This is a genomic window from Synechocystis sp. PCC 7509, assembly GCF_000332075.2.
GTDB lineage: Bacteria > Cyanobacteriota > Cyanobacteriia > Cyanobacteriales > Chroococcidiopsidaceae > Aliterella.
Genome location: NZ_ALVU02000002.1, coordinates 280,301 through 301,560 on the forward strand (window position 1 = coordinate 280,301; position 21,260 = coordinate 301,560).

18 protein-coding genes and 1 pseudogene are annotated in these 21,260 nt (G+C 42.3%); 6 read left to right on the forward strand and 13 right to left on the reverse strand.

Features of this window, described 5'->3' with window-relative positions; genetic code table 11:
* The first annotated feature begins 7 nt into the window (after window positions 1-7).
* From SYN7509_RS0222580 to SYN7509_RS26895, 3 genes are all read left to right on the forward strand, one after another.
* Complete coding sequence (locus SYN7509_RS0222580; RefSeq protein WP_009631558.1) at window positions 8-2,443, forward strand: CHAT domain-containing protein; 2,436 nt, start codon at window positions 8-10, stop codon at window positions 2,441-2,443.
* 167 nt (window positions 2,444-2,610) lie between these two features.
* The gene (locus tag SYN7509_RS0222585) at window positions 2,611-3,369 is read left to right on the forward strand and encodes a DUF3598 family protein (protein WP_009631557.1); all 759 of its coding nucleotides are present in this window, start codon (window positions 2,611-2,613) and stop codon (window positions 3,367-3,369) included.
* Complete coding sequence (locus tag SYN7509_RS26895; RefSeq protein ID WP_009631556.1) at window positions 3,369-5,882, forward strand: two-partner secretion domain-containing protein; 2,514 nt, start codon at window positions 3,369-3,371, stop codon at window positions 5,880-5,882. Before SYN7509_RS0222585 ends, SYN7509_RS26895 begins: the two co-directional genes overlap by 1 nt.
* A 71-nt stretch (window positions 5,883-5,953) precedes the next feature.
* Here SYN7509_RS26895 and SYN7509_RS0222595 read toward each other — a convergent pair whose 3' ends face one another.
* Window positions 5,954-7,636: a ShlB/FhaC/HecB family hemolysin secretion/activation protein gene (locus tag SYN7509_RS0222595; protein WP_148298170.1), complete on the reverse strand. Its 1,683-nt coding sequence runs from the start codon at window positions 7,634-7,636 to the stop codon at window positions 5,954-5,956.
* A 194-nt stretch (window positions 7,637-7,830) separates the two neighbouring features.
* Between SYN7509_RS0222595 and SYN7509_RS27920 the strand changes: the two genes are divergently transcribed.
* Complete coding sequence (locus SYN7509_RS27920) at window positions 7,831-8,844, forward strand: response regulator (RefSeq protein WP_009631554.1); 1,014 nt, start codon at window positions 7,831-7,833, stop codon at window positions 8,842-8,844.
* 449 nt (window positions 8,845-9,293) lie between these two features.
* Here SYN7509_RS27920 and SYN7509_RS26905 read toward each other — a convergent pair whose 3' ends face one another.
* From SYN7509_RS26905 to istA, 8 genes and pseudogenes are all read right to left on the reverse strand, one after another.
* Window positions 9,294-10,067, reverse strand: coding sequence for a ParB/RepB/Spo0J family partition protein (locus tag SYN7509_RS26905; protein ID WP_009631553.1), 774 nt, complete (start codon window positions 10,065-10,067; stop codon window positions 9,294-9,296).
* Entirely contained in the window at window positions 10,067-10,858 is a 792-nt protein-coding gene (locus tag SYN7509_RS0222610) for a ParA family protein (protein ID WP_009631552.1), read from the reverse strand. The genes SYN7509_RS26905 and SYN7509_RS0222610 overlap by 1 nt, the downstream gene beginning before the upstream one ends.
* 236 nt (window positions 10,859-11,094) lie before the next feature.
* On the reverse strand, window positions 11,095-11,784 hold the full coding sequence (locus SYN7509_RS0222615) for a thermonuclease family protein (protein ID WP_009631551.1): 690 nt from the start codon (window positions 11,782-11,784) through the stop codon (window positions 11,095-11,097).
* A 66-nt stretch (window positions 11,785-11,850) separates the two neighbouring features.
* Window positions 11,851-12,312 carry an RES family NAD+ phosphorylase gene (locus SYN7509_RS0222620; protein ID WP_009631550.1) on the reverse strand — a complete coding sequence of 154 codons (462 nt, stop codon included), beginning with the start codon at window positions 12,310-12,312 and terminating at the stop codon, window positions 11,851-11,853.
* Window positions 12,312-12,725: a type II RES/Xre toxin-antitoxin system antitoxin gene (parS, locus tag SYN7509_RS0222625; protein ID WP_009631549.1), complete on the reverse strand. Its 414-nt coding sequence runs from the start codon at window positions 12,723-12,725 to the stop codon at window positions 12,312-12,314. Before parS ends, SYN7509_RS0222620 begins: the two co-directional genes overlap by 1 nt.
* A gap of 56 nt (window positions 12,726-12,781) precedes the next feature.
* Window positions 12,782-13,921: a GIY-YIG nuclease family protein gene (locus SYN7509_RS0222630; RefSeq protein WP_009631548.1), complete on the reverse strand. Its 1,140-nt coding sequence runs from the start codon at window positions 13,919-13,921 to the stop codon at window positions 12,782-12,784.
* A 167-nt stretch (window positions 13,922-14,088) separates the two neighbouring features.
* Complete coding sequence (gene istB / locus SYN7509_RS0222635) at window positions 14,089-14,832, reverse strand: IS21-like element helper ATPase IstB (protein WP_227501584.1); 744 nt, start codon at window positions 14,830-14,832, stop codon at window positions 14,089-14,091.
* A gap of 466 nt (window positions 14,833-15,298) precedes the next feature.
* A pseudogene (istA, locus tag SYN7509_RS31845) lies at window positions 15,299-16,348 on the reverse strand (IS21 family transposase); the annotation flags it as partial.
* Window positions 16,349-16,649: 301 nt separating this feature from the next.
* Here istA and SYN7509_RS0222645 point away from each other — a divergent pair.
* Window positions 16,650-17,444 (forward strand): RecB family exonuclease, encoded by a 795-nt coding sequence (locus SYN7509_RS0222645; protein ID WP_028954533.1) that lies wholly within the window; start codon window positions 16,650-16,652, stop codon window positions 17,442-17,444.
* A gap of 62 nt (window positions 17,445-17,506) precedes the next feature.
* Here SYN7509_RS0222645 and SYN7509_RS0222650 read toward each other — a convergent pair whose 3' ends face one another.
* From SYN7509_RS0222650 to SYN7509_RS26910, 3 genes are all read right to left on the reverse strand, one after another.
* Window positions 17,507-18,211 (reverse strand): hypothetical protein, encoded by a 705-nt coding sequence (locus tag SYN7509_RS0222650; RefSeq protein WP_009629902.1) that lies wholly within the window; start codon window positions 18,209-18,211, stop codon window positions 17,507-17,509.
* A 319-nt stretch (window positions 18,212-18,530) separates the two neighbouring features.
* Window positions 18,531-18,803 (reverse strand): hypothetical protein, encoded by a 273-nt coding sequence (locus SYN7509_RS0222655; RefSeq protein ID WP_009629903.1) that lies wholly within the window; start codon window positions 18,801-18,803, stop codon window positions 18,531-18,533.
* Window positions 18,800-20,212, reverse strand: coding sequence for an FAD-binding domain-containing protein (locus SYN7509_RS26910; RefSeq protein ID WP_255327338.1), 1,413 nt, complete (start codon window positions 20,210-20,212; stop codon window positions 18,800-18,802). The genes SYN7509_RS0222655 and SYN7509_RS26910 overlap by 4 nt, the downstream gene beginning before the upstream one ends.
* A 31-nt stretch (window positions 20,213-20,243) precedes the next feature.
* Here SYN7509_RS26910 and SYN7509_RS31490 point away from each other — a divergent pair, with 31 nt between their 5' ends.
* On the forward strand, window positions 20,244-20,378 hold the full coding sequence (locus tag SYN7509_RS31490) for a hypothetical protein (protein WP_255327339.1): 135 nt from the start codon (window positions 20,244-20,246) through the stop codon (window positions 20,376-20,378).
* Window positions 20,379-20,464: 86 nt separating this feature from the next.
* Here SYN7509_RS31490 and SYN7509_RS0222665 read toward each other — a convergent pair whose 3' ends face one another.
* Complete coding sequence (locus SYN7509_RS0222665) at window positions 20,465-21,175, reverse strand: IS6 family transposase (protein WP_009630802.1); 711 nt, start codon at window positions 21,173-21,175, stop codon at window positions 20,465-20,467.
* Between the last annotated feature and the right edge of the window lie 85 nt (window positions 21,176-21,260).

The following is a 21,260-nucleotide window of genomic DNA, read 5'->3' on the forward strand; positions in this document are numbered from 1 at the left end:
AAATTTTATGCTCATAAGTAAGCGATGGCGCTTCAGGATTTTAATTCTCTTTTTACTGAGTATCAGTTTTTGCCTTCTACTCAACTTAATACCAATAAATCCATTACGTTCGCAAGCCTTACCTACAAACACACAAACAATTACTACAGCCTATAACTATTACAAGTCAAAACAGTACGATAAAGCGATCTCGCTCTGGCTTGAGGCTTTAAAATCAGCCCCAACTGATAAAGTTAAAGCTAACATCCATAATAATCTAGCCTCTGCTTACCAGCTTTCGGGTAATCTGACCGAAGCTGTAAGGCAATGGGAACAAGCAGCTAAAATTTATCAGCAACAACCAGATAACCAGTCGCGCTCAATGTTAGCTAAAACGCTAATTGATCGAGCGCAAGTTTATAACGATCTCGGTCAGTTTCGCGCTTCAATACCGTTGGTAGAAAATGCAATTTTAATCGCCCAAGAAGCTCGAAACAAAGAAGTGGCTACCGTAGCCCAAGGGGTATTAGGAAATGCTTACGCTCTAGCTGGGGACTATGATAAATCTTTGGCAGCTTATCAATCTAGCCTTGAGTTAGCTCAAGAACTAGGCAATGCTAGATACATAACTATTGCTCTCAACAATCAAGTCAACCTTTTGCAAGCTCGTCAGGGGCGGTACTTAACTCAATCACAATCTGCCCAGCAGGAAAAAGATACTCAAGAAAAAACTCGTCTAGCTACACTAATCCAGCGAGATCGGAGTGCCGCTATTGCTGCTGCCAACCGCGCTGTTGCCTTGGGTAATACTGTTGGTGGTACACCTCAAGTTAAAGCGTTGCTCAATATAATTGCCCTCTCATCACAACCGGATTTAGTTACCAAGTACAATCAGCAAGCGCTCTCTATCCTTGATGATTTGCCTCCCTCTCGTAATAAAGCCAATGCTCTTATTCAATTAACCCAATATCAAACAGGTAAGCAAAAAGTTGACAGTTTAGAAAAAGCTAGTGCCATTAGTGCAAGCCTTGGCGACTTTCGCACTCAATCTTTTGCTCTAGGAGCTAATGGTCATGTCTATGAGCAATCAGGACAACTACAACAGGCGATGAAGTTGACGCGCCAAGCCCAAAGTGCGGCAGAGAGCGTTAGCGCCTTTGACAGCTTGTATCGCTGGCAGTGGCAGGCAGGACGCATTTACCAAGCCAGTAATGCGCCTAAAGAGGCAATAACCTCTTATAAGCAAGCGATCGCTACTTTACAACGTATTAGAGGGGATGTTGTTAGTGCCAACACTGACTTACAATTTGATATCCGCGATTCGGTTGAACCTGTCTACCGAGAACTCATGGCATTGCTGCTAGACAAGGGGCAGGCTCAAGAGGCGCTTTCTGTTTCTCAATTGTTGAAGTTAACCGAACTGCAAAGCTTTTTTGGCGACGAGTGTTTGCAGGTGAAGATAGCCCTCAGTACAACTCAACAACCTCTGAGGGCTAAAGAAGCTGTTATTAATTTTCTAATCTTGAGCGATCGCACTTATCTAATCTTACGTTTACCTGATGGTACGCTCAAAAGCTACCCAGCAAAGCTAACAGCAAAGCAGATGCAAAGCGAGATCGAGCAATTCCGCACCAAGTTAGAAGATTTTGGTACTGACACATATCTTGAGCCAGCACAAAGACTCTACAATCTGCTAATCCGTCCAATGGCAGCAGATTTAGCCCAGAGTGAACCTAATACCCTAATTTTTATCAACGATGGTGTATTGCGAAATATACCAATGGCAGCATTGCATGATGGCAAGCAATTTTTAGTTCAAAAGTACGCAGTGTCTACTTCTCTTGGTTTAGGATTAAATACAGGAGAACCGCAAAAGAAAGAGCAAAAAGCCCTAGTATTTGGTTTGACTGTAAAAGTGCCACCTTTTGATTCCTTACCTAATGTTAATGCCGAAACTCAATCTGTAAATAATATTTTAGGGGGCAAGAGATTTCTAGACCAAAAGTTTACTTTGGCTAACTTGGAAAAGCAAATAGGTGAGCATAAAAATTACTCAGTGCTTCATCTGGCAACCCATGGTAGATTTAGGGGGACAGCAAACAGCACTTTCCTCCAAGCCTATGACCGTCGTATCTCTTTGCAGGAGTTTGAAGATGTCCTCTTAGCTGACAAAGAGCCTGTAAACTTGCTTACCCTTAGCGCTTGTCAAACCGCGGCAGGCGATAACCGCTCTATTTTAGGTATCGCTGGGCTTGCTGCGCGTACTGGGGTTAAAAATATTTTAGCTAGCTTGTGGTTTGTCAACGATGCTGATACTGTAACATTAATTGAAAGCTTTTACTCTCATGTGCATCAGCCAGGTACAACCAAAGCAGAAGCACTTAGAAAAGCTCAGTTAAGTTTAATTTCTATTCCTAACAGTCATCCTGTCAAATGGTCTAGCTTTATCTTGGTCAATAATTAAAACAAAGGACAAATTAAATCTCCTTAGTTAGTTTGATAGCGCAACTCCATTACCAAGTTGGAGGGAATCTTTCGACAGACTTAAGCTTAATCAGGTTTCAAAATTTTGGTTTTTAATTTTTTATAGGCTAATTGCAAATTAAAGTAAATTACTACGGAAAACCCAATATGGCAGCGAATAATACCGAATTTACACTCCACGAGCAATCACAAAACTGGGAAAATTTTTGCCAGTACCACTTGGGTGATTGGTATGGAATTTGGACTAGATACTCTGCTAATGGAAAAGCAATTGAATCTTTTAAATGCGTGAGGTGCTTTCATCTAAGCGAAGATGGAAGCACTGTTCATCACCATAATGACTACACTTATGCTGATGGCAAAACTGAATCAAAAATCTTCGGTCCCTATAAAAAAACAATTACAACACCGCTATTTTTACACAATAGTTTTTCCTGGGGATCTACGGCAGTAAAATCATCGGTTCCTTTTGGTTTTGAAATTGGTTTTAGGCATGAGAATAAAGGGGCAAGTGCTGCTGTAATGTACGATAGCAACGGTGCATTGCAGCGTATAACAATCAGTCCTGAATACCTTGGAGACTTTGCTGAAGAATTTTTTCCATTTCTAGCTAATGAACTAAAAGGTAATTGGCAAGGAGTTCTTGAATCAATGACACATGATTTAAAAATTTTGAACTCAGAAGTAAGTCAATGGAAAAAGCTGGAGGATTTAAGCGAACATCAGTACACATTACACTTTCCTGGGGGCGTTTCCGTTAGTTGTCCAAAGCAAGTCGAGGATGGAAAAGAGATGATGTTTGTAGTAGACTTCCTTGTAAATCCTACTCTACTCCAACGTGGCATTAGGCATTTCAAAAAATCTGGTTTTGAAATTTTTACCCTAGAAACTTTTACTCTTGATTAATGAACAGATTACGAATACTTTCCTTTAAAATTTTTAAGTATAGTATTTTATTCTATACATTAGTTCCTTTATCTGTTGCAGGACAAATAGTGCCTGATGTAACTTTGCCTGTAAGTTCTTCTATCACAAATCAGGATCAATCTATCATCATTGAAGGAGGTAATAAAAGTGGAAGCAATTTGTTTCATAGTTTTGAAGAATTTTCTGTTCCTACTGGTAGTACAGTCTATTTTAATAATTCTCTAGACGTTCAAAACATTTTTAGCCGCGTAACAGGCTCGTCAATCTCCAATATTGACGGATTAATTCAAGCTAATGGCACAGCTAACTTATTTTTAATCAATCCTAATGGAACGATTTTTGGTCCTAATGCTTCATTAAATATTGGAGGATCTTTTCTCGCAAGTACGGCAAGTCATATTCAATTCGCTGATGGCACACAATTTAGTGCTAAAAGTTCTATGGCGACACCATTATTAACAATAAGTGTACCTATTGGACTAGGCTTGAGTAGTGGGTCGAACGGTGAGATCAAGGTTCAAGGTTCAAGCAGGAGTTTAGTTGATTTAACAACAACATTTGCACGGCTTACTGAAGCAGATAGGGTTACTGGTCTACAAGTGCAGCCGGGAAAAACTTTAGCTTTAGTAGGAGGAAATGTAGTTTTGGAAGGTGGTACTTTGACAGCACAAGGAGGAAGAGTTGAAATAGGTAGTGTTGACTCTGGCTTAGTCAAACTCAACTCCACTCCTGAAGGATGGTCGTTAGGTTACGAAGGTGTTTCTACATTCAAGAACATTCAGCTATCTCAAAGTGCTTTAGTAGATGCTAGTGGTAATGGTGGTGGTTTTGTTCAAGTTCAAGGTTCAGGCGTGAAGCTTACGGACGGTTCCGTTATACTAATTCAAAATCAAGGTTCGCAGCCGTCAGGAAACTTAAGTGTTAATGCGACAGAGTTTTTAGAATTAAGTGGAGCTTCTACAAATGGCGGTGTTCCCACTACGATAAGAACACAACCAATAAGTAGTGGAAATGGAGGAGATATTGTAGTTCGCACTGGACGTTTGCTAGTTCAAGATGGGGCGGGAATCAACAGTATAACTTATGGTTCTGGAAAAGGAGGTAATCTAAGTATCAATGTCTCTGATGCTACAGATGTACTTGGGTATTCCCCCATCCGCCCTAGTTTTAATAGTAACATTGCCGCTTACGCTTTTGGTGTAGGAAATGCAGGAAGTGTCACGGTATCAACCGAGGACTTAACTATTACTAATGGGGGAGCAGTTAACTCATCAACTTTGGGCATTGGTAAAGGTGGTAGTGTTGCCCTGAATATAGGTAATTCAGTAAAATTAACTGGCGCAAATCCTGGAACTTTTGCACCTAGCCTTATAGGAGCTTCAGCTTTTAATGTTGGAGATGCTGGTACTTTAATAATCAATACCTCAAAGTTAATAATTGAGGATGGGGGAGCCGTTAGTAGTTCTACTTTAGCATCTGCTTCTGCTGGAAGTGGTACTATCAACGCATCTGACTCGGTAGAAGTAAGTGGTAAGCTTCCAGACATTAAATCTGCTGGTATTATAAGTTCATCAGCTTACATCGCTGATCCAGTTGTTCAACAGATATTTGGGCTTCCGTTAAAACCCTCTGGTCGTTCTGGCGATATTACAGTTAATACTAATAAACTGAGTGTCAATAATGGTGGCTTAATAACTGTAAATAATGATGGAGAAGGTGACGCTGGTATTCTTAGAATTAATGCTAGTAATATTTTATTAAAAAATCAGGGACGAATTTCAGCAGCTACTGCTTCAGGGGAGGGAGGAAATGTAGATTTACAAACACGAAAATTGCAAATCATAGATGGTAGCTCAATTACTACTACTGCTAATGGAATAGGGAGCGGAGGCAACCTTGGTATTAATACTGACACGCTAGTTGCCCTAAGAAATAGCGATATTACAGCTAATGCCTTTAAGGGACGCGGCGGCAATATTCAAATTACTACTCAAGGGCTATTTCTATCTCCAGATAGCGATATTACAGCAAGCTCCCAGTTCGGAATTGATGGTAATATAAATATTCAAACATTTGGATTAGATATTAGAAACAGCATTACCCCCCTACAAAATAGGTTGGTCACTACAGAACAAGTGACCGCAGGCAGTTGTTTAGCTCGTCGCAACGTTGAGCGCGGTAGTTTTCTCATCACTGGTACTGGCGGTTTGCCCATCAATCCTTATTCTGGAATTGAAAGATGGGACAATCTAACAGAAGTCCAATCAGTAGAAAATGAAAAAGCTCAATCTCAAGAATTGTCACTGCCACCAGTTAATAACAATGCTAACCAGAGTTTATCTAGAAAATGGCAGCCAGGAGATCCAATTGTTGAAGCGCAAGCCTTAATTCTGAAAGCAGACGGTCGTGCCTCGCTGATAGCTTCGTCACCCCAACCAGAAATATCCAATGCTGATTTGCAGGTTTGTCAGGCAGAGCAAGCAAAATCCTAAAGTAAACATCAATCACGAATCATAATCAAAAATAATTATGATTTAGAAACTTACTAGCTAAGGACAAAATCTTAGAATGGTGCAACTCGAACAGAAAATGAAATCCCATTGTCTTGAAGCGAGTTGCCTTGCCGCTCGATAGAGATAAGTGGAATACCCCAATCCAAACTAGCTGATAACGAGTCATTCAACTGCCACCGCAACCCCAATCCTGTACTCAAAAGCGTCCCATCCGCAGAGTTTGCTTCATTATTGCCGTTGCTCCAGATTGTTCCTGCATCAATAAAAGGAACAATTTGCAACAACCCAAAGCCTTCAGGATCTCGAACAATGGGCAAACGTAGTTCTACCGTACCAGCAATCCCATTATCCCCTACTCGCTGGCTTGTTCTGTAGCTTCGTACCGTATCCACGCCGCCAATCGCAAACTGCTCTAGGGGCAATAAAGAATCGAGTGTCAGTTGGGCAGCGATACGCGAGATCACTACCGCGTCTTTCTGCTCGTTCAATGCCTGTACCCATTGCGCTTGTCCTTGCCAACTGAAAAATCGTCCATCTGTACCCGTGTTATTAACAGTGGCATCCAATACTCCCACGCCCAAGCTAAAAGTAGACCTGGCGGCTAATACTGTGTTAGGGCTACGGCGATTAAGCCAGTCAGTGCTAAACCGTAAGACGCTAACTTTGGACTCCCCATTCTCCGGTCCTTCGGTAAAAGAGAAAGGTTCGTCGTCAAACAAAAACGTGCGGCTGCGACGCAACTGAGCAGACACCCCAAATGCCAATTCCTCTGTCGGAGTAAGAATAACTGGTTGGCGAAAATCAAAAGCGTAGGTTTGAGCGCGCCCTGTAATATCAAGCGGTGCGAAAGGCTCAGAGATAATTCTATTTCTGCCTCTGGTGTAGCGAAAGCCAAGTTTACCATTACGAGCATTAATGGGAATTTCATAACTAAAGCTGTAACTATTTACCCCTTTGGTAATTCCTACTGCTGCATTGAAGCGATCGCCTACTCCTAGCAAATTGTTGTAACCTAAAGCTGCTGTCGCACCAACAGAACCCACGCTAGGGACTTCCCGATTATCGATAACTAAAGCAGCATCTATTGGCGGAGCTTCCTTGAACTTCACAATCAGAACATTTAGCCCAGGTCTTGTCCCGGCTGTTAGTTCAGCTTGCACTTGGCTAAAGAGGGGGTCGTTTTGCAGCAGTTGTAATCCTGCATTTAATTGTTGTAGGTTCAGGGGTTTAGAACCCGCAAGGCGAAGGCGAGAACGTACATAACCTGGTTTCAACCTTGTTAAGCCGTAAATGTCAATTCTTTCTAATTCTCCTTCTATTATTTGAACTTGGACTACGCCATCGTCAATCTCTTGGGGAGGCAAGAATGCCCCTGATGTTTCATAACCATTGCTAACGTACAATTCATTTATTGCCGTTCTGATCTCTAATAACTGTTCATAACTTAATTCTTGCCCTACAAATGGGCGTACAGCCTGTGTTAGTTCTTCAGAAGAAAAGACTGTACTTCCATTTACTTCTATCTTCTTTACTTTGACTTTTGTGGTTACAGCAGGAGTAAGAGGAGGGCTAGGAGATAGCTTGGGCGCAAGCAGGGGTGAAGGATTAGGAGTTGGTAGTGTGCTGGGTAAAGGTGGTGGTGTAGGTTGTTCTTCAAGAGTTCCTAATGGAATAGAAGGAACTTGAGCAATAACTTTTCTAGATTGCTTGTAGTCTACTGCACTAGCAGACATCTTTGCTAAGATAGGATAATTCCAGCATAAGCACATCGAACTTGTGCAAGCCATGAGTAAGTAAAAGTTCATGAAATAATGGGGCGATCTTTAAAATTTGCGGTCAATCTGCCTGTTTGAGTTAGCTCTTGGCAAAACTGAAGACTTCGATAGTGAATTAGATTTTACTCTATTTATTCCTCAAAAATTGAGCTATGGCAATCAAAATTTTAATTGCAGATGACGAAATACTTTTTAAGCGAGTAATTAATCACTTCTTTGATTTACGAATTAAAGAGGGTAAGTACGAATTTTATTACGCTACCGATGGTAAGGAAGCTTTGGAGAAACTTACCTCTGGGCTGAAAATAGATATAGTGCTGGTTGATATTCGGATGCCAGAGATGGATGGTCTAACATTAATCAAAAAATTAAATGAAAAAGGTGTCCCGGCTAAAACAATCATCATTTCTGCTTATCCAGATATACCTAATATTAGGAAAGCAATGAATGAGGGAACATTTGATTTTTTAGTCAAACCAATTGACCTTAAAGAACTAGAAGAATGTATTAACAAGCTTTTTCAGCTAAATAAACAAAGTACGAAGTTAGCAAGACCAGCAGAAACTAAACAAGCTGGGAAAATTAAGTCTCTACTGTCTGACCCCTCAAGTCAGAAAATAACTCCAAGTATTGCTTATAAGATCGTTAAACAATTACAAGTACCTCAGCAAATTGGAGTTATCAATCGGCTGATCGAAAACTTCAATATTGAAGAAATAGACGATCTTAAATATAGACTAGAATCTCAAGAATATATTGCGCTTGAGAGACAAGAAAAGAGGGAGGAGATTGCCCAGGAAGTTTATGAGCGCTTGGGATTGGATCAACAAAAGTTACCTCTACTTGCTCTAGAACAGGGATATATTGAGGAGCGAGTTGTGCAAAGAAAGTCTGCTTCTGGAGAAATTAAAGAACCCAGTATTCACCTATATCTACGCTGGACTGATGAGGGATGCAAAGGGTACTATTTAGGACCAGCCGCCGCTCTTGATGAAAAAGCCAAAACTATCCTTTCCATAATAGGCTACTCTCAGGATGAAAAACAGTTCGCTCAAGCTTTACCTAAAAAAGACGTGATAGAACCACCGAGCAACGATACTATAGAGGTAAAATCTACGTTTAAGAACCCAATTAGACTGTATGGCAAAGATTTTAAAGCGAAATAGCTATTTTATAAGATTTAGAATCACAAACAAAATAATTGTGTTTATAAAGTTGTGAGAAGATTTTGACGGTTTAATCAATCCTGCGAATGACATTGGTTGCATTTCACCCAATTTCAATTATCCGAAAGTATCATTTCTATTTCCGCAATCAATCGTTCTAGTTTTTTTTGTTTTTTAGCATCAGTTAATGCTTTGGTCTGTTTTAGTTGCTTCGCTATTATTAAAATTCGGTCTGCAATCTCATTTTTTGGAGATTTATCGCTCTCCTCTGGCTTTAACCTTAATTTAACAGAGGTAACTAAAGCCTTAGTTTCAGAAACGCTTAAGTCTTGTTCTAAGACTATTTTTATTATTTTGTCTCTTTCTTGATAAGCTTCTTCTTCAGAAACGTTTAATCCTTTGCCAGATATTGACGCAATAGCAAGCGCGTGAGCGCCCTTCAGTCCTTGTTACCGGATAGCTATTTTCAAATCCGTAGGTAGAGATAGCATCGGGAGTAAATTTGCCTTAACAGATCCCGGATTTAGCCCTAAGTCTAACAGCACCATTAGTAAGCTTTGTTCTTTTTCAGTAACCTTCATAGAAGCTAGGGCAGAGGTTTGTTCTTGGCTACTAACACCTACAAGCTGGGTTAATAACTTATTTTTTCCATCCCGTTCAATCCGTTTTAAAACAGTAGCTAAGGTAGTAGAGATTTCTCCAGATTCAAGTTTTGTTATCTTAGTAACTTCTCGCACGATAGCTTCAGCTTTATCGAGCGGATTCAAGTCTTCAAAATGAAGAAAAGTAAGCAAGGAGTCATGATTGAGGTCTTTAGGCATTGGCACAATTACCGTAGAAATTGTTTCCCATCCTAAAGCCTTTGCCGCTTCCCATCGTAATTGCCCGTCTAGAAGTATGTAACGATTATTTTCTTGAGGGATTAAAATTATCGGAGTGATTTGACCGTGCTTACTTAGAGAATGAGCTTTTACAGTGATAGCGGAGGCTGGGATAGTTTGTCTTGGTTGCTCTGGATTAGGATCGATTAAATCGACTTTTACTTGCTTTTTACCCGACAATTCTAGTTGTTCGCGTAACGAATCAATTTGCAACTCTAATTGTTCTGTTTGGGAATTGGTTCTTAATTTCTGAATTTCCTCTTGTAGTTCGATAATCTTGTTTTCTTGAACAGTTTTTTGGACTGCGCCACTAAATCTATCGCCTATTTTTGGTAGTACCATTATTTGTTGCCAGTTTTGATTAAGTTACTTAGATCGTTAGCGATCGCCTTAAAGTCGTTGCAAGCTTGATGAGCCGGACGATATTTTTGTAAAGGTAATCCATTTGCTGAGGCATTTTTAAATTCACTGGAATCGCGGATTTTAGGATATACCTTAATTTTTAGTGTTTCAGCTATAGCAGGCAGTTGTTGCAAATAAGATTTGTGGATAGCCCGTCTTTCATCGTACATACTTGGGACAAATCCTAATATTGGCGGTCGGGGACTAAGGTGTAGTTCATCTGCTGTAGTTATACACCACTCGACCAATTCTGCGGCTCCGGCTATGCTTTTCATCTCTAACTGGACTGGAACCAAAATATAATTACTAGCAGCTAGAGCATTCACGTTTAGCATTCCCAAGGTTGCCGGACAATCTAAGATCGTTAAATCGTGAGGTAATGGATAGGACTTTAATCTGTCAGCAAGTACATACTCTCCGCGCTTGCGAATTACAAGCTCGTTAGCTACTTCACTTAATCGTGGATGACCCTGACATACTTCTACTTTATCGTTGCCCCAACAAGAAACCAAAGGATAGTTGCCTTTAAAATCTTTAGAAAACAACTGAGCTATAGTGCGATCGCTTTCCGATGCTGGTAATCCGCAAAAAACATCTAGGGATCTTTGCGGATCTAGGTCAAGTAAGGCAACAGAAAAGTTGCGACGACTCATTTCGTAGGCTAGGTGTACGCCTAAAGTCGTTTTTCCTACGCCACCAGCATTTGCCAAAATTGAGAGGACAATGGACATAGTAGAAAATAACAGTCCTATTATTTGTGTCGTATATTAAAATACTACAGCTTAGATCGCTTTTTCGGGAGGTGCATACTAAGCTCTCAACCTTCTACAATTTGGGTTACTAAGCTAGTAATAGAACTAGCCTGTTATCCGTCCTTATTAGTGTGCTTGAGCATACTATGCGATCGCTTGCTCAAAAAATTATTTTCAGAACTGGAAAATTACCAGTAATGCGATCGCGCTTTCAACTACCGCAAACTTTCACAAGCTACCCCATCAGAATCGCCGTCCAGTCTAAATTTATCCCCAGGAAAAGCCTTTAGCACTTGCTGCGCCTGAGCCTGAGTTTTGAAATCGCTACAATTGCAATCGCTATTGGTGCAATTTGGTAGGGATTGAGTTTTTACAGATGGAGCTACTTTAACTGTCTGAGGATTACTACTAAGCTTCCCCCGCCTGTAATCCCAAGGCATCACAGGTGACTTTTGATTCCAAAAGCCAAACCGTTGCTTTTTCGCTTGTGTTTCTGCCTGTAAATACTGGTCTTTAGTAGCAGCACACCCACTGAGGTACTGGCGGTAAACCACTGCTTGACCGTCTTTGACCATTTGCAAGTTAACCGATTTCTTTCCCGCATATAACTCGGCTACAGTCCTACCATAGAGATCGCGCGTTATCGTGCGGACTTGTACCGCCGTACCTGGGGGTAGCAATTGCTTGAGCCTAGAAGTCGATTGTTGTCCCCAAGGATTTTGAGCGCGTTCTGGAGCGTCAACGCAAGCAAGTCGTACTGTGGTCACTTGACCTGACTTACGGACACGCAGGGTATCGCCGTCGCCTATGCTGATGACGGTAGCGGGGGTATTCTGAGCTAGGGCTATGGAGGGCGCTAACAATAGGGGGAAAACTAAAAAGGTTCTAGCTAATAAGCTTTTCAAGGGGATTTTGCAGAGTTAGGAAGTGGATGCTATTAGTATTCCCAAATTATTAACACCTTAAACAATTTACTGCTTAATTTTCCACATCCGGTCGTCAAACTTAAATTCTAACGGTGGCTCCAAAGTAATCTGCAAATCAGGGTACTGAGGATTAAGCAGGTAGTTAAATTCGACGGGAACAATAGCGGATGGAACTCTAAGCACGGCTGTCTCTTGCTTTTGTAACCACTGCTTACCAATATTCTGCAAAACAGGATAAGCGGCTATACTTTGCCAATTCTCCGGTAAGCTATCTACGTCTACTACCGTCATCGCAATGTTTTCTGGCAAAAAAGCACGGATAGCAACCAAAGGAATGCGATCGCTCTCGGTATGGACAAAAACCTCTAGGCTTGCAAGAGCTAAACTTTCAGCCGTATAAACAACCTTAAATCCTTGAGGAGTCCATCTTGCTGAAGCGTAAAGCCCACCCATCCCAGAAAAGGCGCTATCCAGGTGTTTTCGGTTACAAATTCGCCAAACCTGCACTACCCAAACATCCCATATTCAGCACGATACAGCATTTCTTCAACGGTTTTAGCTCCAGCATCGGTAGCTAGGGCTTGTAAGGGTGTTTCTCCCGACAGTGCAGTTTTTGGAGTAGAAAGCCAGCGCTTAGTTTCGCCTTCGTCCTCAAATAACTCCAGCGCTTGTTTAACAATACGGTTAAAGCGTTCTATTCTATCAACAACAGCTATTTTGAGGACGAGATTTTGCTTTTCATAGCGAAACTGAGTGCTTTCGGGGATGCCAAATAAGTATCTTATATCGGTTTTGTTTAAATCAAAGCGTTTGGCTATCTCTTTAATAGAGTGATACTTTTTGTCGCTTGTTGAAGCATTCTGTTGTTTGCCCACTGCGACTGCACGAAATGAATCAACTTGGGTAGTAGCTTTAACCATAATTGTTTTACTTCATTTGATATTTTAATTCTATCAAATGAAACTCACCAATAGTTTTACTGTTTTTGCATCACCGCCAAAACCTTTCGCGCTACCTCCACCGGAACTAATGCCGAGGCTGCCGCATCCCGCAGGCGATCGCCCTGGTGCAGCGCGGCAATTATTCTCTGTGATGAGGGTTTAGCAAGGAAATTTTGGTGTAAATTTGCTGATATGCGATCGCTGACCTGCCCATCTGCTAAAACCATAGAGAGAAAATCATCCTGCTTGCCGCCGATAACCTCTTGCTCTACTTTTGATAGCACTTTTGCTTGCATTTGGTGCAGGTCGCGTTCTACTACTTGAGTTTCGTTCGTGAACTTAAAGTATTCCGTTAAACTGCCGATTGGGTAGTTGAATTCAGAGTAGCGATATTTAAAATAACGTTCCACGTTGGCTCGATGGGCCCAAGTTCCCAGCACTTCAATTTTTACTACCTCATAATGCGATCGCATATCTCGATATATTTCTACTAGCCTACTGTCGATAGAACGAGTTGTTATACCGATTTTGTGAAACACCTGCCCATCAGCCTGCACTTTCAGGTAGTACAAACTAGCTTCCAAAATTTTCCGCATCTGAGCGCTGTAAATCCGCAGATCAGCCAAGCGAACCCGTAGCTCCTCAAGCGGCAGCACCGAGCCAGAGTTGTCGAAAATAGTAGCCTCCAGGTGTGCCAGCTTTTGCTCTATCAATGGCTCTTGTACACTATTGAATACGGATAGAGGCAATGTGCCAACCGGGATTTGCCCTAGCTGAGTAAATTGGTAAGCTTTTCGCTCTGTCGCGGCGTTTACGTTTGGCGAAGTCTCTAGTAAATTTTCTCTGGTAAAAGCTGGTAATACCTCTAGGCGGTCGATGCCATTATTGTGAGCCTTGTGTCTTTGCCAAAGTTTTTTTAGCTGCTCTAGCTCCTCGCCTGTCAAATAGATATTGAAAGCATCGTACAACGGTAAATGCGGTACGTCGCGCGGCTCTCGCTTGATAACTAAGTTGCAAGTTTCTCCAGCGTGGGCGAAATGATGCTCTTTAATCTTGCCTTTTTTGGCGATTAGTGCTTTGCCACAGTACGGACATATTAAATTAGTTCTCCCACTGGCTACATCCTCAATTTCGATTAGTTGATTATCGGTATCAACGCCGTACCTCAGCCACATACAAATCTCGCTTCTTACTTGACAGCTTCCTATAAAACCATTTGTTAAATGTCAAGTGTTTTACGTGTCGCGACAGAGTATTGTCGGTTAGTTGACGCGAAAAGGAAGTTCAGATCGAAACGACAACTACAGATCGCTTGCGAATAGAAACATAAAAAATAGCTCGGTTAGGATGATTGAGAATTATTCGAGCGATTAGTAGCAGCCTGACGACGGTAGCTGTCAGACTTAATCTCAAAGATCGTGCCATGATGAACTAAGCGGTCTACAGCAGCAACCGTCATCATTGAATCGGAAAAAATCGTATCCCACTGACTGAAAGGCTGATTAGCAGTGATGAGAAGACTTTTGCGCTCATAGCGATGAGCAATCAACTCAAACAAGACCGAAGTTTCCGCCTCAGACTTTTTGACATAGCCCAGATCGTCAAGCACCAGCAAGTCGAAGCGGTCGAGCTTTCTGAGTAAAGCTGGCAGTTGCAATTGCAGTTTAGCGTGCTGCAACTCTTGGACTAGAGCATTAGCCGCAAAGAACTTAGCCCGCTTGCCCAACTCCACCATCCGACGAGTTAAACCAGCAGCCAGATGAGTCTTCCCTACTCCAGAGGGACCAAAAATTAGACAATTTCCAGCCCGCTCCAACCAAGCAGGATCTTCAGCCAACTGCATTAGCGGTGCAGGATTGAACTGAGGGCAATGCCTAAAATCAAAGTTGGAAAAACTTTTTGCGGTGGGAAGTTGAGCTTCGGCGAGGGTCCGTTGCAACCGGAGCGCGTTGCGGCGATGTGTTTCTTGTTCGCATAATGCTAGTAAGAATTTGGCATAAGACCATTGCTCCTGTATAGCCTGGTGTTCCAATGATTCCCAGTGAGCGAGCATATGAGTCAGTTTGAGTTGCTTGAGGTAAAGAATTAGCTGCTGGTGAGGACTGGGGGCTATTATTGGGGAAATCGGACTGGGGATTATGCCCGTGGGGTTTGGACTCAATGAGTTGGTCATAGCTAGAGAGATCGTGTTGTGTAACGGTCAATTGTGGAAAACTTTCAAGACAATGCTGCCGAAATTGCTGTTGGAGTCTTTTTAGAGTTAGGGTTTGAGCTTTTAATTCTCGTTCTAAATAGTCAGCGACAGCCGCTTCTTGGTTTTGGATGGCGGCAATATACAGGGCTTCGACCATCAACACGGCTGCCGTATCTAAATCAAATTGAGCAGTCAATTCTAACCATCGTTCTCGAAATGCTGGAGTGGGTAGTAAGTCTTGTTGCCAGGTGCAGTAAATAAAGGCTCTGGGCTTGCGGCGCAAACCTTCAATTATATGTCTGTAGTTAATGCACCGCCCCCGTCGTTTATCGGGATCAGTCACCCGCAGTCGTGGTAGCTCGACTACTAATTGCGTACCCAAATAGCCTAAAATTCGGTCGTGATAAAGGTGTAATTCTAATTGTCGTCCAATCAATCGGGATGGCACTGTATAAAGAATGCACCGAACTTCAACCGTGCTTCTGGTGCTGACGCAAGCGGTTAAAATTTCATAGTCAGGAATGCGATATTTTGGTAATGATTGGAGATGGGGTTTTTCCTGCTCATACTTCTGTTGACACCGCTGATTGAGTTTGGCAACCGCGCCTTCAATCAGTAATCGATATTTCTCCAGGCTTTGGAAATCATTACTACCACGCAAGTAAATTGCTTGTTTAATCCGATTTTTGAGATGCCCGTGGGGAGATTCAATTGCCCCATTTTCATGGGCAACGCTTGTATTGTTGCGGGTTGGCTGCATTCGGTAATGGTCGCACAGATCATCGTACAGACGGGTTAAGGATTTGTTTCCTCCTAGATTTCGATATGCTGCGCTTAGACTATCTGTCCGATGTTGTTTGGGTACTCCACCACATGCTGTGAGTGCATTTTGCAATCCTTCAGCGAGGGCGATGAAGCTTTCTCCGCCTTGAATAATTTGGGCATATTGCCAGCCGCTATAAGCCAGTCGATAGTGATAGAGCAAATGCTCAAACGGCTTGCCAGCAATGGTTATCTCCATCCCTTTGAGTTGGGTAAAGTCGGATAGTCCCATCATGCCTGGTTCATGGCGCAACTCAAACATTACTTCTGGACTTGGCCCATGTAGAGCTTTCCAAGTTTGAACTCGTCGTTGAATCGTTCGCAGGACTTGGGTATATTTGCCTGGATAAGTGTCTTGTAGATATTCAAACAGGGTCATCGGTTTGAGCCGAGGTTCCTTTTTGAGCATTGGCTCTAGTTCTTTGTCCCATACCTCCCCTAATGGATCTTGGGTGCTGCTATGACTTTTGACTTTACCACGATTGGGTTGATGTTGCCCGGCTTCAATGCGTTGACCCGTTCGCTCGGATATTTCAGCGATGCACGCTGCGTTGGCTTGTGTTAAGCCAATTTCTCTTGCGTTCATATACGCTCTTTTTTGGTATAAATGGATAGTTTTTCTTGACACTAGACTTTTTCTCTTTGCGGGGAGATTTTCTAGTGTCTTTCTTTTTGGTTGACTTTGATTCTACTTTTGGTTCATTCAGCGTCCATCTTACAAAATCGCTTCTTTGTCTCACCTACCCGCCAATACCCTGTCATAACCCGCCATTAACAGTGTCGTCTAATAACCATTGCTAGATGATACGATTACCTCCTCCGTACCAATACTTACGAGGACTTCGGGCTAATATTATCCAAAGCACTGACTTCGCGTCCTCTCCCTAATGGCTTACCAAATTTCTGCTACGAAACTTCAAACCTATCACCGTTGCCCCCAAGCTTACTATTTCCGTTATGAGTTAGGTTTGAAAGCTCCCGGATTCTTTGGTAATGCCGCCCTTGGCACAGCCTTACATCAAGCTCTTGCTAAAATTTACCGTGATTGGGACTACCTTGAACCTATACCGCCCCTAGACTGGGTTTCTTCCTGCTGGCAGCGATGTTCTAATAATCTTAGTCCAAATCAAGCAGAGGAAGGACAAGAAATTTTAGAAAATTACTATTATCAGTTCATCGCGGGTGAAACGGCGCTTGCTCGACCTTTAGCAATCGAAGGTTTAATTAAAGGGCGCTTGCTCGTTAATGACTTAGAGTTCAAAATCTCTGGGCGCTACGACCGCCTTGATTTTCTGGCAGACGGGTTAGAACTAATTGACTATAAATCAACCAAAGAAGTAAAGTTGCCAAAGCCCGATGAAATTGACTTGCAAATTGGTCTGTATTACATCGCCCTAGAGCAAAAATATCAATCCTGCTTACAGCAGTTGAGCTTATTATACCTGCGGACAGGCGAGAAGATTGTTTTCGAGGCAAGTTGCGAACACAAGCAGCAGGTGGAAACTGTTATCGGCGAATTAGCTTGGCGACTACGCACTGATGAACAATGGGAACCAAAGACTGGAGAACAGTGCGAAGTCTGTACTTATGTGAGATATTGCTCTGCGGTGGCTGACCAGCCCGAACCTTTGCCACCATCTGCTAATGCTCCCCGGCAAATACAACTATCACTAAATCTGTAGCGCACCCTATAGGTGTCAACTTCATAATCTTAGACAGTATCTTGACGTATTCAAAAACGTTATTAAAGCTCAAAACGTTTGTATATGATGTCGCTACACTCGTGCAAGAAATCAGAAGTGAAATATTGACGATTCTGGTGGTTAAAGACAAAAGTAAATTTGTACTTGCTGACTGCCAGATCGTATTTAATTAGGCGTTCTACTAGCATTGGTAGTTCTGGAAGCCGATGCCTATGTCGTTGTGCAATTAACTCCATAGCATTGCTATAGTGGAATGCTTCGTCTTTAGTGACGTACTTAATCCAATCCACTATAGGTTTGGAACCAAGAAGTTTATAAAGTTCAAAGTCCTGGCAGTAGGCTTTTGTCGTTGCCAGTTCATCGTAGGCTAAAACTACACAAATGCTAAATTCATCTTGCAGAAACTCTTGGATAGAGAGGAAATCAGATTGGTAGGCGGCAAGTTCCCGCTCGATTTCCTCAAAACTCTTGTGATATAACAGCGAGTAGATTTGGCGAAAGCCTTGATAGTGGTTAAACTCATCTATTCGCCATAATTTCTCCATTTTTTTGAATTCTGGCGTGAATGTTATACCGCTCTGCTGAAGATACTCACAAAAATTTTCGGCATCGTGTTCGGCATAAAGATCCCCCCAGATAATATCGTGGAGTTCCTCTAACAGCTTGTCTGTTACTTTAATATCTTGAGGCTCAATTTCCTTAAGTATTGCCATTGAGTTCCACTGAACTGCGCTAAGAAGACTCATGTTGTTTTTATCTCAAAGTTAAAGTGTGTCTATAATCTACAGAATCTATGATTTTGTACCTTTGATTATTACTTCAGGGTTATATCTGTCCTTTCCGGCAGGATGTCAATTTTTAAAAGGTTATTGCTAAGTGAGCAATAACCTCTTTATCTGTTGTTGCAACAACTTACTGAGTAAATGCCAATTTCTTAATATCAGCTTAAGGACTACTATCCTTAAGTTCTAAACCTACACTATCTTAGTACGTCGATTAGTGCTAGGTAGTTATACATTACGGGTAATTTAAACTGATTAAGCAAGTATACGAGGGGAAGTAGTATCACTGAGTAAACAATCTTGCCACGCCTCTACCAATTAAGTAAAAAATAGACACAACAACTGTTTGAGTCATATAAGTGATAAGTAAGGATTGATACAGTTTACGATTTTGTTGCTGAAATAACCTGTTCCACAAGTACCACTTACCGTGAATATAGGCGGCGGTGAAGAATAAGGCTAATAGCGAAATGCTCCACAAGGGGAAATTAGCAAAGCCCATATAAATAGCGCTTGCCAGCAATCCAACTCCTAACAACCCTTTAATAAAATTCATGGCATTTGTGCTGTGTATTCCTGGTACTGCTTGTTTCTGGTTTCCCAATATTTATCCACAGTCATACGAGCGATCGCTGCCTGCTCAAGCTCTACCCCCTGCTCGGCTAACAATCGCCCTTTCACCCGCTTACGCAAGTCTGAGACAATTTTGCCGTTGCTCTTCCGAGTCTGCGCCCAGTCTAGGATCGGTTCAGGGTATGGGCTTTCATTCAAATATGTTCCGTTGAGGATTTCTGGCAAACTATAGCCGCGCAGTTCTTCAATCCAGTGGTAGATAAACTTTAAATCGCCATCTTTCTCCTCTAGATTTTTATTAGGGTTGTAGATGCGGAAGGTATCGGACAACGGATTAGTTACTCCCGCTTGCATCTGCCATTGCCAATTATTTATTGCTAAGTCCGTATCTATTAATTGCTGCGTATAGTGTCCAGCCCCATGCTGCCAAGAAATGCCGCAGTTGATGCACAGGAAAGTGGCGCACATCGCCCTCATCCGAAAATTCATCCACCCCATTGTCTTGAGTTGACGCATCGAAGCATCTACCAATGGAAAGCCTGTTTGTCCTTCTTTCCAGGCGGCAAATAAACCTTGCTTTTCTTCGTCTAACTCGGCAGGTGAGTAGTATTCATCAAATTCTGGGTAGCGATTGGTGTGTACCAATTCTGGGTGGAAGTACAGCCGTTGGGTAAAACTATCGTGCCAGCGCAGGCGATCGCGGAAAGCTTTGAGCGAAAACTGAGCTTTGGGATTATTAGCTAATTCGGCGGCTTTAGCCTTGGTACTTTGGTAGACTTGGCGAACAGAAATATTACCAAAAGTCAGATGAGGTGATAGGTGGGATGTAGCGCCCTGCTGAGTCAACCAAGGGCGCGAGATTTTCCAGTGATACCCACAAAAACGGGAACTAAGAAATGAGTTTAAGGTAGCGATCGCCTGTGTTTCGCCGCCACTAAAATAAGTGTTCTCTGTTTCCCAGAATTGGCTATACTTTTGCTTCAATTGATCGAAGGTAAGCTGCGGCAGATCGATTTGTAGTGCTGGTGTGTTGATTTGTTCTGGCGTTGGATGCAACGGCTGGCGCAGGTAGGTATAGTATTCTTCCATCCATTCATCGCGGCGGTCTTCATCAGTTTGCAGAAAGTTGTTTAGTCCCTGGTGGTATTCAAGGCTGTGTTCGCGGTAGAAATCTGTGATTTGGCGATCGCGCTCAATGCCATACCGCACTTGTACATCGTGGTTGAAAAATAGTTTAGGGCAATCACCTTTTTGGATTAACTGGCGGGTAAGCTCTTGGATTACGTCAGTGCTATTACCTTCAAACAAGTAGAGTTGACTTCCCCGCCCTTTGAGGTTTCTATCCAGGTTTTCTAAAGACTCAAATAAGAATTTGACCCTAGCTTTGCCCACTTCTGCTTGCCCGTAGAACCAAGGATCGATTATGCAGCGTTGGGTTTGGCGACTTTTGTTTCCAAAAGTTTGGTCACTTGAATTTATCTTGCACTGGTCTTACTGGCGCAGAGTGCATCAAGCCGTTGCTCGATACCATCACTACCGCAAACGCTCTCAACCTTAAATCTACAACTGTAATACTATACAAATACATCGGTTGTGTTGCAAAAACTTTGTGAGAACAGAAAACCCCTATTTCAGGAATTCTGATTATGCAACTAATCCGAAAATTTGATGAATGAAGACAAGTCGCTCTTTGATAGCTCCTCTAGGGACTCCCACAACTTGCCCTTTCCGCATCATATTCATGATTTCATAACCTCTGATGGTTCGCCTTGCGGTATTAAACGACCCAAATCCCATCCCTGGCTTGACTAATCGTTTGATGCCACGATGGTCTTGCTCCACTATGTTATTGAGATATTTAATCTGTCGCAATTTCACTATTTCGGGGAGCTTTTTGGCGGCTTTGAGTAAAGATATCGCTTTTGGATAAGCAGGGTTTTTATCCACAGTGATAACTCGTGGTACGGAAGTGTGAATTGCTTTCAACATCTTACGAAAAAACCGTTTCGCCGCTTTCGCGTCTCGCTTCGCCGTGAGTAGAAAGTCTAAGGTGTTTCCCGCCGAACCAACGGCTCGATACAGATATTTCCACTTACCTTTAACCAAGATGTAAGTTTCATCTACCCGCCACGAGTCATTGTTCAAGCGCAAGTGCGGTCTAAACCGCTTATCTATTTCTGGGCTATATTCTTGTACCCAACGGAACACGCTGGTGTGATGGATATCTAATCCCCGCTCGTTCACCATCTCTACTACTTGGCGGTAAGAAAGAGGATAGCTCAGATACCATCGGACACAACGTAGGATGATTTCGGACTGATAGTGCCGCCACTTGAAGGGGGAAGATGAGTTCATTAGAGGCAGGCAGAATAATTTTCTCGCGCGGGAATTATTTCAGCCTACCATTTTTTGCAACACAACCATAATATCTCCTTTCTTC

Coding starts and splice junctions, on each gene's coding strand:
- SYN7509_RS0222580 (WP_009631558.1), top strand. CDS start 8: ATGCTCATAAGTAAGCGATGGCGCTTCAGGATTTTAATTCTCTTTTTA.
- SYN7509_RS0222585 (WP_009631557.1), top strand. CDS start 2,611: ATGGCAGCGAATAATACCGAATTTACACTCCACGAGCAATCACAAAAC.
- SYN7509_RS26895 (WP_009631556.1), top strand. CDS start 3,369: ATGAACAGATTACGAATACTTTCCTTTAAAATTTTTAAGTATAGTATT.
- SYN7509_RS0222595 (WP_148298170.1), bottom strand. CDS start 7,636: ATGTCTGCTAGTGCAGTAGACTACAAGCAATCTAGAAAAGTTATTGCT.
- SYN7509_RS27920 (WP_009631554.1), top strand. CDS start 7,831: ATGGCAATCAAAATTTTAATTGCAGATGACGAAATACTTTTTAAGCGA.
- SYN7509_RS26905 (WP_009631553.1), bottom strand. CDS start 10,067: ATGGTACTACCAAAAATAGGCGATAGATTTAGTGGCGCAGTCCAAAAA.
- SYN7509_RS0222610 (WP_009631552.1), bottom strand. CDS start 10,858: ATGTCCATTGTCCTCTCAATTTTGGCAAATGCTGGTGGCGTAGGAAAA.
- parS (WP_009631549.1), bottom strand. CDS start 12,725: ATGGTTAAAGCTACTACCCAAGTTGATTCATTTCGTGCAGTCGCAGTG.
- SYN7509_RS0222630 (WP_009631548.1), bottom strand. CDS start 13,921: ATGTGGCTGAGGTACGGCGTTGATACCGATAATCAACTAATCGAAATT.
- SYN7509_RS0222645 (WP_028954533.1), top strand. CDS start 16,650: ATGGCTTACCAAATTTCTGCTACGAAACTTCAAACCTATCACCGTTGC.
- SYN7509_RS0222650 (WP_009629902.1), bottom strand. CDS start 18,211: ATGAGTCTTCTTAGCGCAGTTCAGTGGAACTCAATGGCAATACTTAAG.
- SYN7509_RS0222655 (WP_009629903.1), bottom strand. CDS start 18,803: ATGAATTTTATTAAAGGGTTGTTAGGAGTTGGATTGCTGGCAAGCGCT.
- SYN7509_RS31490 (WP_255327339.1), top strand. CDS start 20,244: ATGCAGCGTTGGGTTTGGCGACTTTTGTTTCCAAAAGTTTGGTCACTT.
- SYN7509_RS0222665 (WP_009630802.1), bottom strand. CDS start 21,175: ATGAACTCATCTTCCCCCTTCAAGTGGCGGCACTATCAGTCCGAAATC.